This is a genomic window from Paenibacillus sp. UMB4589-SE434 (assembly GCF_030226685.1).
GTDB lineage: Bacteria > Bacillota > Bacilli > Paenibacillales > Paenibacillaceae > Paenibacillus_B.
In genome coordinates this window covers 45,512-61,326 of the sequence record NZ_JASOYK010000004.1, presented here as the reverse complement: position 1 = coordinate 61,326, position 15,815 = coordinate 45,512, and the positions used below count along the sequence as shown (strand labels likewise).

14 protein-coding genes are annotated in these 15,815 nt (G+C 44.8%); 3 read left to right on the top strand and 11 right to left on the bottom strand.

All coding sequences use genetic code 11. The annotated features are described in order from the left end of the window. Positions 1-22: 22 nt before the first annotated feature. The 5 genes from sufU to QP775_RS15535 form a co-directional block, all read right to left on the bottom strand. Positions 23-445 (bottom strand): Fe-S cluster assembly sulfur transfer protein SufU, encoded by a 423-nt coding sequence (gene sufU / locus QP775_RS15555; RefSeq protein ID WP_028546142.1) that lies wholly within the window; start codon positions 443-445, stop codon positions 23-25. Next, positions 432-1,658, bottom strand: a complete 1,227-nt coding sequence (locus QP775_RS15550; RefSeq protein ID WP_285107380.1) for a cysteine desulfurase — start codon at positions 1,656-1,658, stop codon at positions 432-434. Before QP775_RS15550 ends, sufU begins: the two co-directional genes overlap by 14 nt. Next, positions 1,655-2,968, bottom strand: coding sequence for a Fe-S cluster assembly protein SufD (gene sufD / locus QP775_RS15545; protein WP_239326239.1), 1,314 nt, complete (start codon positions 2,966-2,968; stop codon positions 1,655-1,657). The genes QP775_RS15550 and sufD overlap by 4 nt, the downstream gene beginning before the upstream one ends. A 36-nt stretch (positions 2,969-3,004) precedes the next feature. After that, a complete protein-coding gene (gene sufC / locus QP775_RS15540) occupies positions 3,005-3,787 on the bottom strand; it encodes a Fe-S cluster assembly ATPase SufC (protein ID WP_239326237.1) in 783 nt (260 codons plus the stop codon). Between the two features lie 405 nt (positions 3,788-4,192). Further along, positions 4,193-4,633, bottom strand: coding sequence for a Dps family protein (locus QP775_RS15535; protein WP_239326235.1), 441 nt, complete (start codon positions 4,631-4,633; stop codon positions 4,193-4,195). A gap of 347 nt (positions 4,634-4,980) precedes the next feature. Between QP775_RS15535 and mtnK the strand changes: the two genes are divergently transcribed. After that, complete coding sequence (gene mtnK / locus QP775_RS15530; RefSeq protein WP_285107376.1) at positions 4,981-6,222, top strand: S-methyl-5-thioribose kinase; 1,242 nt, start codon at positions 4,981-4,983, stop codon at positions 6,220-6,222. After that, the gene (gene mtnA, locus QP775_RS15525; RefSeq protein ID WP_285107374.1) at positions 6,219-7,340 is read left to right on the top strand and encodes an S-methyl-5-thioribose-1-phosphate isomerase; all 1,122 of its coding nucleotides are present in this window, start codon (positions 6,219-6,221) and stop codon (positions 7,338-7,340) included. The genes mtnK and mtnA overlap by 4 nt, the downstream gene beginning before the upstream one ends. A 36-nt stretch (positions 7,341-7,376) precedes the next feature. Here mtnA and QP775_RS15520 read toward each other — a convergent pair whose 3' ends face one another. Then, entirely contained in the window at positions 7,377-7,679 is a 303-nt protein-coding gene (locus QP775_RS15520; RefSeq protein ID WP_239326229.1) for a YunC family protein, read from the bottom strand. 182 nt (positions 7,680-7,861) lie between these two features. On the opposite strand from QP775_RS15520, the gene QP775_RS15515 reads away from it, so the two are divergent. After that, positions 7,862-8,458, top strand: a complete 597-nt coding sequence (locus QP775_RS15515) for a hypothetical protein (RefSeq protein ID WP_285107372.1) — start codon at positions 7,862-7,864, stop codon at positions 8,456-8,458. Between the two features lie 132 nt (positions 8,459-8,590). On the opposite strand, the gene QP775_RS15510 is transcribed toward QP775_RS15515, so the two are convergent. The 5 genes from QP775_RS15510 to QP775_RS15490 form a co-directional block, all read right to left on the bottom strand. After that, complete coding sequence (locus tag QP775_RS15510) at positions 8,591-10,564, bottom strand: putative bifunctional diguanylate cyclase/phosphodiesterase (RefSeq protein ID WP_239326225.1); 1,974 nt, start codon at positions 10,562-10,564, stop codon at positions 8,591-8,593. A gap of 35 nt (positions 10,565-10,599) precedes the next feature. Continuing rightward, on the bottom strand, positions 10,600-10,974 hold the full coding sequence (locus tag QP775_RS15505) for a DUF423 domain-containing protein (RefSeq protein ID WP_239326223.1): 375 nt from the start codon (positions 10,972-10,974) through the stop codon (positions 10,600-10,602). Positions 10,975-11,189: 215 nt separating this feature from the next. After that, positions 11,190-11,876, bottom strand: coding sequence for a response regulator (locus tag QP775_RS15500; RefSeq protein ID WP_239326221.1), 687 nt, complete (start codon positions 11,874-11,876; stop codon positions 11,190-11,192). Further along, positions 11,873-13,483 (bottom strand): ATP-binding protein, encoded by a 1,611-nt coding sequence (locus QP775_RS15495; RefSeq protein ID WP_239326219.1) that lies wholly within the window; start codon positions 13,481-13,483, stop codon positions 11,873-11,875. Before QP775_RS15495 ends, QP775_RS15500 begins: the two co-directional genes overlap by 4 nt. A 581-nt stretch (positions 13,484-14,064) precedes the next feature. Beyond that, positions 14,065-15,669, bottom strand: coding sequence for a bifunctional metallophosphatase/5'-nucleotidase (locus QP775_RS15490; protein ID WP_285107370.1), 1,605 nt, complete (start codon positions 15,667-15,669; stop codon positions 14,065-14,067). Positions 15,670-15,815 lie beyond the last annotated feature (146 nt).

Here is a 15,815-nt window from a genome sequence, read left to right as displayed (position 1 = left end):
GGTTACGTACTCACTCAAGAGCCTATTTAGGCTCTTCAATTCCTTTTCGCAACGCATTCCAAGCCAACGTCGCACACTTTATACGTGCCGGGAACTTGCATACGCCCGACAACGCCTCAATATCTTCATATTCGTCAAATGTTACATCTTCACCCTTAACCATAGCAGAGAAGCGGTCTGCAAACTCCAGCGCCTGCTCCAGCTTCATGCCCTTCACTGCGTCCGTCATCATCGAAGCACTGGACATGCTGATCGAACAGCCTTCCCCAGTATAGCGAGCATCCTGTACAATGCCGTCTTCAACCTTTAACTGCAGCGAGATACGATCTCCACAGGTTGGATTGTTCAGGTCTATCGTCACCGCATCGGCCTCAAATGTACCCCGATTCCGCGGTTTCTTATAATGGTCCATGATGACGCGGCGGTACAAATCATCCAATTGCATCGCTAAAATACTCCTTTGTCTCCAGCAACGCCTTTACAAGCTGGTCAATGTCATGCTCTGTGTTGTATAAATAAAAGCTCGCTCTAGCCGTTGCGCTCACTTCCAGCCATCTCATCAACGGCTGACAGCAGTGATGTCCTGCTCGAATAGCGATACCTTTAGCATCCAGAACCGTAGCTACATCATGCGGATGGATGTCATCCAGATTAAACGTCACCAGACCTACACGATCTTGCTCAGGACCAAAGATAGTGATGCCGTCAATCATAGATAACTTATCATATGCATATGCCGCCAACTTACGCTCATGTTCATGAATCGTATCCATTCCGATTTCCTGAAGGAAATCAATTGCCGCCCCCAGGCCAACTGCACCTGCAATAATAGGCGTTCCGCCCTCAAATCGCCATGGAGTATCTTTCCATGTTGATTCATACAAATCAACAAAGTCGATCATCTCGCCGCCGTATTCGATTGGTTCCATCTGATTCAACAGGGCTTTCTTGCCATATAAAGCGCCGATTCCAGTAGGGCCGCACATCTTATGACCGGACAAAGTATAGAAGTCACAATTCAAATCCTGTACGTCCACTTTCATATGCGGCGAACTCTGTGCCCCGTCCACAACCATTACGGCACCGTGACGGTGTGCAATCTCGCCAATCTCCTTAATCGGATTTACAAGGCCAAGCACGTTGGAGACATACATCACAGATACAACCTTCGTATGATCCGTGATCGTTGCTTCTACATCTGCAAGTGAGATCGTTCCATCATCCTGCAGCGGTATATATTTAAGTGTAGCTCCTGTTGCTTTAGCTGCTTGCTGCCAAGGGATCAGATTGCTGTGATGCTCCATTGGCGTAATCACGATCTCGTCTCCCTCTTTGCACACCGAGCGTGCATAAGAGCTCGCTACCAGATTCAGCGCAGTTGTTGTACCACGTGTAAAGACGATCTCCTCTGGGCTCTTCGCATGGAGGAAGCGCGCCACTTTCTCACGCGCACCTTCGTAAGCGTCCGTCGCACGTGAACCAAGGGTATGCACGCCGCGATGTACGTTAGAATTGTCCCATTCGTAATATTTCTTAACCGCCTCAATCACACGGTGTGGCTTCTGTGATGTAGCTGCGCTATCCAGATATACTAACGGGTATCCGTTGACGTTCTGATTTAGAATCGGAAACTGCTCACGAAGTTCGCGTCCAATCATTGTCCTAACTTCCTTTCAATGTAACGCTTGAGAAGCTGCTGCAGCTGCTCGTTAGGAATATCCGATACTACTGGTGCCAAGAAGCCGCGAATGATTAAGTTCTCAGCATCAGAGCGAGAGATTCCGCGTGACATCATATAGTAGACCTGTTCTTGGTTGACTTGACCCGCAGATGCTGCGTGTCCTGCCGTTACGTCATCTTCGTCGATCAGGAGAATCGGGTTCGCATCGCCGCGTGCTTTAGGGCTAAGCATCAATACACGTTCTGTCTGCTGGCCGTCTGCTTTTGTGGCACCCTTCTCGATCTTCGTAATTCCGTTGATGATCGCCGTAGCCGCTTCACGCATAACTGCGCGAGTAATCATCTGACTGTTTGTACTCTTGCCGAAATGAACGGCTTTTGTCGTAATGTTCAGCTTCTGCTCTCCATTACCAATGCAAATCAGTTTCGCATCCGAGTTTGCACCATTACCCTTCAGAATCGAAGTTGTTTCGGATACTGCATTGCCGTTATGCATTTCACCAACAATCCACTCGATCTCGCCGTCATTTTCCACAATCGCACGGCGGAAAGAGATATCAGCTGTTGCTTCAGATAAATGGTGGATAGAAGCATAAGTCACCTTCGCTCCAGCCTTGACAAATATTTCAACAACGCCGTTATGAACGGACGGTGTATCATGTTCATCGGAAATATAGTTATCCACGTAGTTCACACGGCTGTTTGTATCTGCAACAATCAGTACATGCGGTGCAAATGTCGCGTTCGCATCCTGATGATAGAACAAGGCTTGAAGTGGAATATCAACTTCGACGTTCTTTGGCACATACAAGAAGGCTCCACCATTCCATACCGCTGCATGCAGGGCAGCAACACGGTGCTCATCTGCTTGAACAGCTTGCATCAGATAAGGTTTGACCAGCTCTTCATGCTCACGAGCAGCTGTCTCCAAATCTGTAAAAATAACACCTTGTTGCTTCAACTCATCTTGAAGCGTTGCATATATAACACCGGAATTTACCTGTACCAGCACACTGCTTGGGTCAACATTATTCTCACCCCGCAAAATATTACGTGCAGCAGCAGGCACTTCGGAAAGGTTGGCTACTGCTTGCACATCAGCAGCCTTACCATACTCAGAAATGTTCCAGCGATCTATTTTTGTTTTCTCGAGCTTTGGATTCTCAAGTGTTGCTGCTTTATCCAGTGCTCGCAAACGTTGCTCCGCTAACCAAGCAGGCTCTTGTTTGCTGCGGGAAAGAGCAGCGACCGCTTCGCGGTCTACGGGTACTACAGTTTCGGTACTCATCGGTCTATCGCTCCTCCTGTCTATCGATCGTTACGACTACTCGTCATGACCAACAGTTTCGTCTGTAATGCCTAGCTCTTCTTTTACCCAATCGTAACCTTCTGCTTCCAGACGCTGTGCAAGCTCTGGTCCGCCGGATTTTACGATACGGCCTTGCATCATCACATGGACGAAATCTGGATTGATGTAGTTCAACAGACGTTGGTAGTGCGTAATAATCAAGAAGCCGCGATCTTCGTTGCGCATCGCATTTACACCGTTTGCTACGATCTTCAACGCATCGATATCCAGACCAGAGTCGATCTCATCGAGAATAACAATCTTAGGCTCGATCATCATCATTTGCAGAATCTCGTTACGCTTCTTCTCACCACCGGAGAAACCTTCATTCAGGTAACGATGTGCGAACTCATCGTTCATGTCCAATTCCTTCATCTTACTTTCCATTTGGCGAATGAACTTGATAAGGGAAATCTCGTTTCCTTCACCACGACGTGCGTTAATCGCACTGCGCAAGAAATCAGAGTTCGTAACGCCAGCAATCTCACTTGGATATTGCATAGCAAGGAACAGACCTGCACGTGCGCGCTCGTCTACTTCCATTTCGAGTACATCTTCCCCATCGAGAGAAACAGCACCATCTGTCACTTCATACTTAGGATGACCCATCAGAGCAGACGCAAGAGTACTTTTACCAGTACCGTTTGGTCCCATGATAGCGTGAACCTCGCCACCCTTCATTTCCAAATTGATACCTTTTAAAATTTCTTTTCCTTCAATGGTCGCTTTCAGACCATCAATGACGAATTGAGTTGCCATGTGTCCTGTACCTCCAAATGTTCATGGTTTGATAGTTGCTTATAAATAACTTGAAGTGAATATGCGGTTCTTAAAACAGCCAAGCGTGAATTCTATAAAATTTATCACATTATAGTTATTATAAAGTGATTCTCAATGATTCTCAATATGATTTTAATTGTTTCAACTTACCATTTCAACCTCACTCCCCTATCATGACCCTTATAACACCAGTATTATCACGTTTTCGGCATTTACAATCTCTTTCCAAAATAAATAGTATTTATTTTATAAAGGCTAAAAATTTAAATTCTCGAAATAAAAGCGCATCCTTATACGGATGCGCTTGCTGATGTTGACTAAATTCTTAGTATTTTGATTGGAATTATATACTACCGAGTTGTATCCGTATGCTGTGAATTAAAATTAACCCATGTATGCATCAAGCATCCACACATGTTTTTCGAAGTCGGACTTAATGCCCAAGAACATATCACTTGTCGCCTCGTCTCCTGCTTCTTCTGCAGCAGCCATAGCTTCTTCAAACTCTTTATTTAATTGGTTAAAATCTGCAATCAACTGCTTAACCATCTTGTCTGCTGGAATAGCACTGTCACCTTCACCCAGTGTTGTATGTGCCAAATATTCTTTCATTGTTGCGTAAGGCTTACCACCAATGGTTAAAAGACGTTCTGCTACTTCATCCATTTTCAACGTAACATCGTTGTAGAGCTCTTCAAATTTCTCATGCAGGGTAAAGAACAAATGTCCTTTAACAAACCAATGGTAATTATGCAGCTTCACATACAGTACGTTCAAATTCGCTACCTCTTGATTTAATAATTTCTGAAGATTTTCTTTAGCCATGGGAAAAGCCTCCTATAAATTAAAGTGTGTGAAAATTAAATTTAATAACTACTTGTTGATAATTATTCTAATCTAATAATTACTTTTTATCAAGCGATTCCCGAAACTCGTTATGTAGTAATATTTTACACTTCCATAATCGCTTAATGGATCGCCACTGCCACTGTTACTGCATATTTTGCCAGCTGGCTTATATCATTATTTACCCTGTCTGCGTCTCATGAAACATCACTTTCAAAATTAGTATTTAAATAGGCAAAAAAATACTTTATACTATTCCGCAAGCATATAACATGTAAAACCTTCTATTGAAGGAATATTGTAACTCGGGAGGTGTCTTTTCGCCTATGATAAAAGCTACAACTTACCATCCCTTGTCCGTTGAAGACGCAATCGAAGTAGCGCGCAACCTAAAAGGGTTCTTCACCCCTGGTTCAGAACTGCGATGTGAAGAAATCGGCGACGGAAATCTGAATCTAGTGTTCCGAATTCAAGCCTTACACGCAAACGGAGACCTTAACAAAAGTATTATTATCAAGCAAGCTCTTCCTTATGCAAAAGTTGTAGGAGAATCTTGGCCGCTGACGATAGATCGTGCACGGATTGAAAGCGAAGCGCTCCTCTTGCAAGGAAAGTCAGTCCCAGAGCTTGTGCCGCAAGTCTATCTGTTTGATGCAGATATGGCGATGACTGTTATGGAAGACCTAAGTGATCATGTCATTATGCGCCAAGGACTTATAGCAGGTACCAAATATCCGCTGTTTGCAGAGCATATTTCGGAGTTTCTCGCCCAGACGCTGTTCAGTACGTCCGATCTCGGCATGAATCAGCAGGACAAGAAACGGCAAGTTGAAAAGTTCATTAACCCGGAGTTATGTAAGATTACCGAAGATCTCATTTTTGATGATCCCTATACGAACTCAAGTAATAATAATATAGATTCCGCCATATTGGACGAGCATGCCGCATTATGCAGCAATCAATCGCTTCAGTTCGAGGTCATGCTGTTAAGACAAAAGTTCTTGTCACAGTCACAGGCGCTGCTGCACGGTGATTTACATACCGGCAGCATCTTTATTACGCCTGCATCAACTAAAGTAATTGACCCTGAATTTGCGTACTACGGTCCGATGGGCTTTGATATCGGCGCAGTCATCGGCAATCTGCTCTTGAATGCGGCAGGTCAACAATACTGGATTCAAGATGTAACCAAGCGCGAGCAATATCGAGATTATTTGCTGACAACGATTCGAGACATTTGGAATCTGTTCGAAATGAAGTTCCGCACGCTTTGGAATCAACACGGCGTTGATCGCCTGTCAACGGCCCATGGCTATCAGGACCATTATTTGCTGGAAGTGTTAAGGGACACAGCAGGTTATGCTGGTTGCAAGATGATTCGCAGAATCGTAGGATTGGCGCATGTAGCTGACATTGACACGATTCCGGATACGTCCTCAAAAGAACAAGCTCAGCGTACAGCACTTTCTATCGGTAAGGCATTGGTAACATCTAATCGCAGCATCCATTCCATCGATGAGTTGATTGATGCTGCGAATCAAGCATTTAAAGGAGTACATGCATCATGAGCAACCAACAGGATCATACACTTGACCTATCCATAGAGCGTTATGAACCACTTGTATCCGTCCGTTGGACAGAACATTACGAGTTAGAGCTGCTAGACCAACGGCTCCTGCCTACTCAGATCGTGATGGAGCGACTGACTGAAGTCAGTCAGGTTTGGCATGCTATTCATGATATGGTCGTACGCGGCGCACCTGCGATTGGCATCGCTGCGGCATACGGCGTCGTGCTTGGCGCTCTTAATGACAAAGCAGCAAGCCCACTTGAGTGGCTTAAATCTGTAAATACACATGCAGACTACTTGGCGACATCCCGGCCTACAGCTGTAAATTTGTTCTGGGCATTGGATCGCATGCGCAATCGAGCCTCGCAATTAATGACAGTGAGCAACATTGCTGTGGCCTCACTGAATGAACTGCTGCTTGAAGAAGCGGTATTGATTCATCAGGAGGATGAGGAAGTATGCCGTCAAATCGGTGAGCATGCCCTCTCTTTATTCCATGATGGAATGGGTGTTCTTACCCACTGCAATGCAGGGGGACTTGCGACAGCCAAGTATGGCACAGCACTTGCACCTATGTATTTGGCTCAAGAGCGGGGCATACAATTAAAAGTATTTGCAGATGAGACCAGACCTGTCCTGCAAGGCGCACGCCTGACCGCATTTGAACTCCAGCAGGCCGGCATCGATGTAACTTTGATCTGTGACAACATGGCCGCCATGGTGATGCAGAAAGGTTGGGTTCAAGCCGTAATAGTCGGTACAGATCGGGTTGCAGCAAACGGCGATGTAGCTAACAAGATCGGTACTTACGGACTCGCTGTGCTCGCCAAGGCTCACGGGATTCCATTCTACGTTGCTTGTCCAACGTCTACGATCGATCTGAACACCTCTTCTGGCGAACTGATTCCGATTGAAGAACGGCATGAACGCGAGATTACTGAAGCATTTGGCTCACGCACAGCGCCTGAGAACATTAAGGTATACAATCCAGCATTTGATGTGACACCAAATGAGTATGTGACAGCTATTATTACGGAGCACGGCATCGTAGAGCCTGATTATGTAACCTCCCTTCAAGACATCATGAAGCGAGCAGCATTGCCGATTGCAGATTAATGTAAACTTTCAGGCTGCCTCACTGGCAGCCTGTTGTTATATCATGCGAAGCAGTGCTTCCTTACCTGGCATGCCAGCATGAATTCCAAGTTGCTCAGCTTCTAGCGTGACGGATTCGAGAGGTGCTTCCAGCAATTGTTCAAGTGTACGAACGCCAACAGCCCGCCCCGCTATAATTTGACGGTCTTTCAAGCGTTCATTCAACAGTGTCACGTCCAAGGCACCACACATAATGTAGCCGCGGTCAGTTGAGATGGAGAGCAGCGTCGTCTTTGGCAGCTGAACCTCTACCCCAACAACCGTATAACCTTCGATTTGAATAGGAACGATTTGAATCAAATCTCATCCCCCCTCACATAAGATTGCCGTATCATTTTATGCCGCTCTGTTGACGGAGTGCATACCGCTTTTATGCATTTTTTTCTATTTTTAATAAATAGTTCTTTAGAACTACTTTTATTGCGCGATGAGTCATAATATAATGATACTTAAATAGGTATAATGACTAGGTGGGGGATTAAATGACTATGCTTAACAATAACAACATGAATCGGTCTGCATACAAATTCAGTCTCGATATCCTAATTGAAAGCAGTTCCAACGCTGCAGCGTTAGAGAAGATTCTTCGGTTGTTGCAAAATGATCCTGATGTGCTGGATCTGCGCGTACAATCCGGCTCCCAGCTAGGCTCCATGCTGCAGCTTTTGGAATCTATGCAGAAGCAAGCACATACGACAACCCCCTTTGGTTCCGTATTGGTGTCTCGCCAATCCGCCCAAGCTAACGTTAACGGCAACAAGCAGCAGCCTCCTGTTCAGCCAGGTGCTGCAGCACCTAGCATACAATCGCCACAAGGACACGCTGCCACGAATAAATCAAATACGTCTGCTCCATCGTCAACCGGTCCGACATTGGTCATCGAGAAGCAGATCGAACAATATATTCAGCATCAGACGTTAACCCGCTTATCAATTAACAAAGGCAAAGGAATCAAAATGAGCTTGCCATGTCGTATTTTAAATTATGATTCTACTTCTCAGCTGCTCAATGTATATCACGTTGATGAGAAGCAGGTTTATGCTTTTCATCTGTATGAAATTGAAGAAATGACGACATAACTGACCAAACCAATACACATATTGGATAGCAAAAAGCCGTAGCTCAGCGCATTTAGCTGGTCTACGGCCTATTTGTGTATGTACATGGATAAATGGACGTATGTAGAGGTCATTTTATAGTATCAAATACTATCAAGCACTTTGCTTGCGCAGCATAACCTCAAAAGATTCCACTGGCAATGGCGGACTAAAGAAATAACCTTGAATTTCATCACAAGCATGATCTTGTAAAAATTGCAGTTGATCTGAATTCTCAACACCTTCAGCGATTACCTGCATGTTCATCGTATGTCCCAACGCAATAATTGCGGAAACAATCGCAGCATCGTTTGGATCCTGCTGTAAATCTCGCACGAATGAGCGATCAATCTTTAGTCGATGAATTGGGAAGTTCTTCAAGTAATGGAGCGAACTATAGCCGGTACCAAAGTCATCAATGCTAATACCGACTCCCATTTCTTTTAATTCGTTAAGTACATGTGTAGCTCGGGATACATCAAGCGTCATACTTTCGGTAATTTCCAGATCTAGATATTGCGGCATTAAACCGGTAAAAGCTAATACTTGCTCTACTGTTTTGGTCAGATTGTGCTGTTCGAACTGACGCACTGACAAGTTCACCGATACTGGGATTTGCGGCAATCCTTCATCCTGCCATCGTTTATTTTGATGACAAGCCTCCTCCAACACCCATTCACCGAGCGCAACAATAAATCCATTTTCCTCAGCCAACGGAATGAATTCTCCAGGTAATATTACCCCACGTTCAGGATGCATCCAACGGACAAGAGCCTCTACCCCTACGATCCGCTTCGTTCGCATATCCACTTGAGGCTGATAATACAACTGAAACTGGCCTTCAGACAACGCTTTTCTCATTTCGTGCTCTAGCGTCAGCCGTTCAAGCGGGCGATTGTTCATCTCGGGTGCATAGAATAAATAACCGTTTTTTCCCTTTTCTTTCACTCGGGACAAGGCTGTATCGGCTTGTTTTACCATCATGATGGCGCTATCAAGCGTCGCTTCGTTTACGCCGCTCAGGAACACGCCGACACTCATTGTCACATGTACAGGAACCTCGTTCAGCACAAACGGCTCCTCCATCGCGCTCATAAGTGCCTCTACACGTTCAGATGCTTCTACAGGCGAAGCGACATGCGTCATAAAACAGGCGAATTCATCACCTTCCATTCGGGCAAGCATATCGTTCTCAGTCATCACGCGCAGCAATCGTTCTGCAATCAGCATGAGCAGCATATCGCCAAAATCAGATCCAAAAGTATCATTAATCCGCTTAAAGCGATCCAGATCCATATAAACAACAGCCAGTGACGTAGGTACTGTCATGTTCATACGAGCTGATTCTTCCAGACGCTGCATAAACATACGTCGGTTCGGCAGACCTGTCATATCGTCGTAATAGGACATATAGTGAATCTTTTCTGCCATATGCCGATTCGAATTTGTGTCCTGTAAATAAACAATTACATAATCATTCTGGGTGCTAAATCCAACAGGACAAGGTACGAGTCTCGCCAGCCAATCTTGACGAAATCCTTCCTTATGATAGGCCGTTAACTCCAATTGCATATCTATCCGCTTGGAAGAGACGTTGTAAATCGCTCCCACCAAAGGAGAGAGATATCGATCCTCCAGCAACTCGGCCCAAGTTAAACCGTTATAATTAAACGATAATCCTATATGGTCTCGAAACGCCTTGTTTACGGTGACAATAACGCCATCAGCACGTGTCAGAACAGCCGACATCGGCAATTGTTCGTATAAAAGGTTCCACGATGAATAATCATAGGAAGCTGCCTGAGCAAACGGAGAGCTTCTTTCGGACTGCACAATATCCAGTTCTGTCTTAGTCTCATTAGTCGTACTCCAGGTTCTTCCACGCATCATCTGAGCCACGTAAATGAGTATTAATAAGGTCAATATTACAACAATTATTTCCTTAAAAGCCCCTGTCAACTGCCATAATACGAGGCATAGTATTGCAACGGTACCTATGAACGCTATCGACCACGCATTGGATTTATGAATAACCGCACTCCGTTGCGGCTTATGAGTACTCTGTCCATCCTTGGCTTTCAAACTCATCTTCCTTCCGGCATCGTAATCGCTCTTCTAATCCATTAGGAAGAACGTCGCGCAGCTAATGCGAGCATCACCCAGCCGGCAATAAATGCTACTCCACCAATCGGTGTGATCGCACCTAGAACCCCTTTACCTGATAAGCAAAGAATGTACAAACTACCCGAGAAAATAATTATGCCAATCCAGATAAGCCTTGCAGCCCATAATAGCTTCGCCGGGCTGTTCAAACGATCAGCCATTATGGCAATCAATAGCAGGGCAAGCGCATGAAACATGTGATACTGAACGGCGGTCTCCCATGTTGCCATTCTTTCGGGGGTCAATAAGGATTTCAGCAAATGTGCACCAAAAGCCCCCAACGCTACTGACAATCCAGCATTAATACTGCCCAACATAACATAACGTCGTAACATGATGTTAGCTCCTCCAGCATCTATTTCGACAATATTTTCTATACTGATTTTACGATTCTATCTTACTATGAACTGGCTTCGATTTACCATATGTTATTCCTGATTTCGGTCCTTAATTCATAATAACTCAACATTCCTTTCACAACTTCTTCTATAATACGTCAAATCAGTAAATAATCGAATATTTTTAGGTTCCATTTTCCACTGTTTCCTGCTCAAATTATACGATACACCCGCTCCGGACGCCCCACCGATCCATACTGCACATCGGCTCTTAACGCCCCTTCAGATACCAAGTATTCCAAATACCTCCGGGCTGTAGATCGACTAATACCAATACTCTGCCCCAATCGTTCGGCAGACAAGCCTTCGTCCAAATAACGCACATACGTTAATACCTTATCCAACGTCAGCTTATCGATTCCTTTCGGATAATAAGGGTCTTTCATCGCCAGCTCTATTCTGCCTCGCATCAAGGCATCAATTTGCTGTTGACTGACGTTGCTGTTGTGCTGACTCAACATCTTAATGTCATGCTGGTATTGCTTATACTTTTGGAGCGTTTCGAACATCCGCTCATAAATGACCGGTTTCATAATAAAGTCGAATACACCGCTTTGAATGGCTTCACGCACAGATTTCATATCTTTGGCTGCTGTAATCATTATGACATCAATATAACTTTGGCGCTGCTTCAGATAACGGAGAAAATCCATTCCCGACATATCAGGAAAATAAATATCAAGCAGCACAAGGTCAGGCATTAAAATTTGAAGCTGTTCCTTCGCCTGCTGCTCATCCGTAGCAATTCCTACCACTGAGTAGCCAGCTACTTTTTCCACCAAACGCCGATTAATTTCAGCAATTCGAACATCGTCCTCAATAATCAAGACTCGAATCAAGCAGATCCCCCCGCATCATCAGCTTTATAGTCCATTTTCGGGATAACAACGGTAAAAACAGTACCTGGTGCATCTTCTCGAGCGTGATGCATAAGCATCCCCCTTAACTCTTCTACCGCCTGCTTTACCAATATCAGGCCGAATCCTCGGTGTTCCCCTGCCTTTGTCGTAAATCCCAAGTGGTAAATCTGTTCTCCTACGCCGTTCGGAATCCCTACCCCCGAATCTTCCACCTCAATGATAACTTCTTGGCCCCAGTCGGTAATCATGACGTGTACAACTTTATCTTCACGCTCGTCCTGAAGCACCGCTTCAAGCGCGTTATCAATCAGGTTCCCAATAATAGTTACCAGCTTGAAGCGATCAATCTGCGCCGGAACATCCTTAAAACAGCTAGCAGGGTCCATAACCAGATTTACACCCACTTCATGCGCGCGATTAAACTTGCCAATCAACAATCCGCCAAGTATCGGATCTGGCAGTTCACTCATTATAAATTGTGTAAAACTTTCATGAATATCCGATTCCTTCGAGATGACATCCAGCGCCTCTTGATAGGATTCTAACTGTATAAGACCGGCAATAAGATGCAGCTTGTTTGAATACTCATGCGTCTGCGCTCTTAAACCGTCTGCGTAATTGCGCAGTTGGGATAATTGCTCCGTAAGATCATATAGATCTGACTTGCTTCTGAAACTGGATACGGCCCCAATCACTTGATTATTCGTATCGATAATCGGCACACGGTTAGCAACCAATACCCTGTCGGCAATCTTCATATCCACGTTGTACTGCGATTGTCCAGATTGAATGACATTCATTAAGCAGGTCTGTGGAAACAGCTCGTATATATGTGAACCAATTAACCGCCGTTCACGCAGCCCCATCAGCTCGAAAGCTGCTTGATTAATGGTTGTAATTTTCCCTTCCTCATTTACTGCAATAATACCTTCCTTAATAGACTCGATTAAAGTTTCTTTCTCGCGATAGAGTCGTCCAATCGCAGCAGGCTCCAAGCCATGAATAGACCTCTTCACATTTCTTGTTATGTAGATAGAGCCTAGACTACCAAGAAGAATAGCAAGCAGCGCCAGAATAACCATATAGGTCTGATAGGCAACCGCATCTTGTGATATCTCCGCCATGAGGAAGCCGACTGACACAACGCCAACAAGCTTATGGTCCATATTGTAAATTGGAACTTTGCCGCGCAATGAACGACCCATACTGCCCCAAGCATCCGATATGATGGACTTGCCTTGGAACACCTCTTCATTGTCGCCGCCGACCATAGGTTTGCCAATCCTGTCCGCAAGTGGATGGGCAATGCGGATACCCTGTCGATCTCCAACGACGATAAATTCTGCCCCTGTCTCCATACGTATGCGTTCAACAATCGGAAGTACAATCGAGGTAGGATTGTCGGAATCAAAAGCTTGGCGAATGTCATCGAGACTAGCTATCGTCTTCGCTAAATGAATGGCTTCTGTTCCGATCTTATTTTTAAGCGAGGAGGTCCATAAATGATGAAAGGTCCCGGTAAGAGCAATGATAACGATAATAAGCAGGGTGCAAATAAGCAGCATCAACTTCGTTTGTAAGCGCATTCCACTCTTCCTTCCATAAACCAAGCAAACAACAATTACTGCAGTACACTCTAATATAACTATATCATTTGTGTCGTTTTTGTGAATCAGTTAATTGTGTGAACTTTATGATTAATCTAAGTACAAAGTCCAGCAAGCGTAATATGTCCCTAAGCGATTTATCTGCCAGAATTACACGCTAGAATTCCAATTGAAAGCGTTGTCATAGTTTGACGGGAGAGGTTGTGATATGAGAAAGTCTTGGTAATTCACCCCGTAGATGACTTTCTACTCGCCTCGCTTATGCTTTGACTTGTGCTCGGATCGATGGTCAAAATTAATCTAAGGCGTGCGTTTACGGCATCGAATGGAGATTTTACAATATTGTGGCTGCACTATTTCTAGCCTAGGCCGTACTATGTCTCCTAATATCTCCTTTTCTTAAGAGGGGGAAGCAGGAAGATCATTGTTCAAGATGAAGGTTCGTGTTAATGAGGAAAAGCCGCTCACCCTCCTAAGCTGCTGTTATCTGGGGTTGTGACGGCTTCATCCTTTAGTGATACGGGACGTTACTGGCTTATTCCAAATGAGCAATTCTAATATCAGGTCACTACCCGCCAGTTATGATTTAGCGTCGAATATATAGTTCCTCGCTGCATAATATAATCCGCTATCAGCTCTGCAATATCTGTGGGCACATCCAACACTGTGAGCTTATTTGCAAACATGGCGTAATTGCCTCCGCCAGCAGCGCGATAATGGTTCATAGCGACGTCATAAGTACCGTGCACATCGATCTGTTGTCCACTACTGCTTACTAGAAGCTTCGTAATCCGCTCTCCCACTGCACGTGAGATGTCGATTTCATACTCAATGCCCTCCCACATGTCATAATTATAGTGCTGAGGCTTAGGATACAAATACGCTTCATTAATACGAATATGTTCACTGCCTTGTTCAGTACAATCAAAGTAAGACGCTGTCTGTTCAAGCGCATCCCAAATGTCTTGTCCTGTCACTCGAATCACCTTTAATGTATTCGCATAAATATAGTTCGCTAGTACTTGACGCATCGTAATACGCCCAACAAAGCCCGGTGCCGTATCATCAAACAGCGCCGTGTTGGAAATCGTTGTCTGGCCGTATTCCATCTGTACCCGATTAATAAATTCAATTAACGGATGATCTGATAATCGAACTTGGCCGGCATCTGTAACTGTCATATCACCTTCCACTTGACCGATCGACTGATCAAGCCACACCTGCACTTCGGCTTCGATCGGCGCTACCTGATCGATGATATGCTTGTCTGGGGTCATACCGGCAACCTCAATCCATTTTGAACAAACAGCCCTCACTATCCACTTCTCGTCAACACGCTCCATCTGCACTTCGATACAGCCAACACCTTGTCCGTGTGAACCCGGCTGTGCAATTACTACGCCCTGAATGCGTTCGTTTACAATAACCCGGTGCTGATGTCCAGTCAGCAATATATCAATGCCCTGCACTTCTGCAGCCAGCTTATAACCTTCGTTTTCACCCGTATCTGGTTCTGTTAACTCTCCGCTGTTCATATCACGCTCCAGACCCCCATGATACGACACGACAACCAGATCTACATGTTCTTCTTCACGCAATACCTTAACCCACCGTTGTGCAGCTCGTACAACACACTCAAAATCAATGCCCACAATATGCTGCGGCAGTTCCCAATTCGGGATATAGGATGTCGTCAATCCCAGCACTCCAACCTTTAATCCCGCGGAGAGTTCTTTAATCATATAAGGAACACCAAATATCGGTTCACCATTCGTCTCATCAAGCAAATTAGCGCTTAACCACGGAAATTTGGATTCTTTCATTGCTTGCCTCAAATAGGTAATTCCATAGTTAAATTCGTGATTGCCTACCACAGCAGCATCAGGCTGCAGCAAGTTCATACACGCTATTAATGGATTAGGCAGACTGGATTTCATACGTGCGTGATAATAGGTTAACGGAGTACCTTGCAGCAGATCTCCATTATCAACATATATCGTTTCTTCATATTGACGTCTTAATTGCTTAATCGCAGTAGATATTTTGGCAATACCTGCTTCTATCGGCATTTGATCCGCATATCGGTACGGCAGCACCGTCCCATGGATATCACTGGTGTGAAGAATTGCAAGCTTACCAGACTCATGATGTGGAATGTTAGACATGTAATAACTCCTTACTATATTAAAATAACTTCTCCTCACTAAGAATCCTCTTTACGAAGAAGCATCGACGTATGGTTGAATCTAAGTCGAAACAGCTGAAAGCCCTTATGGCCGCAGCAATAAGGGCTTTTCATGAGCTTCCGTTT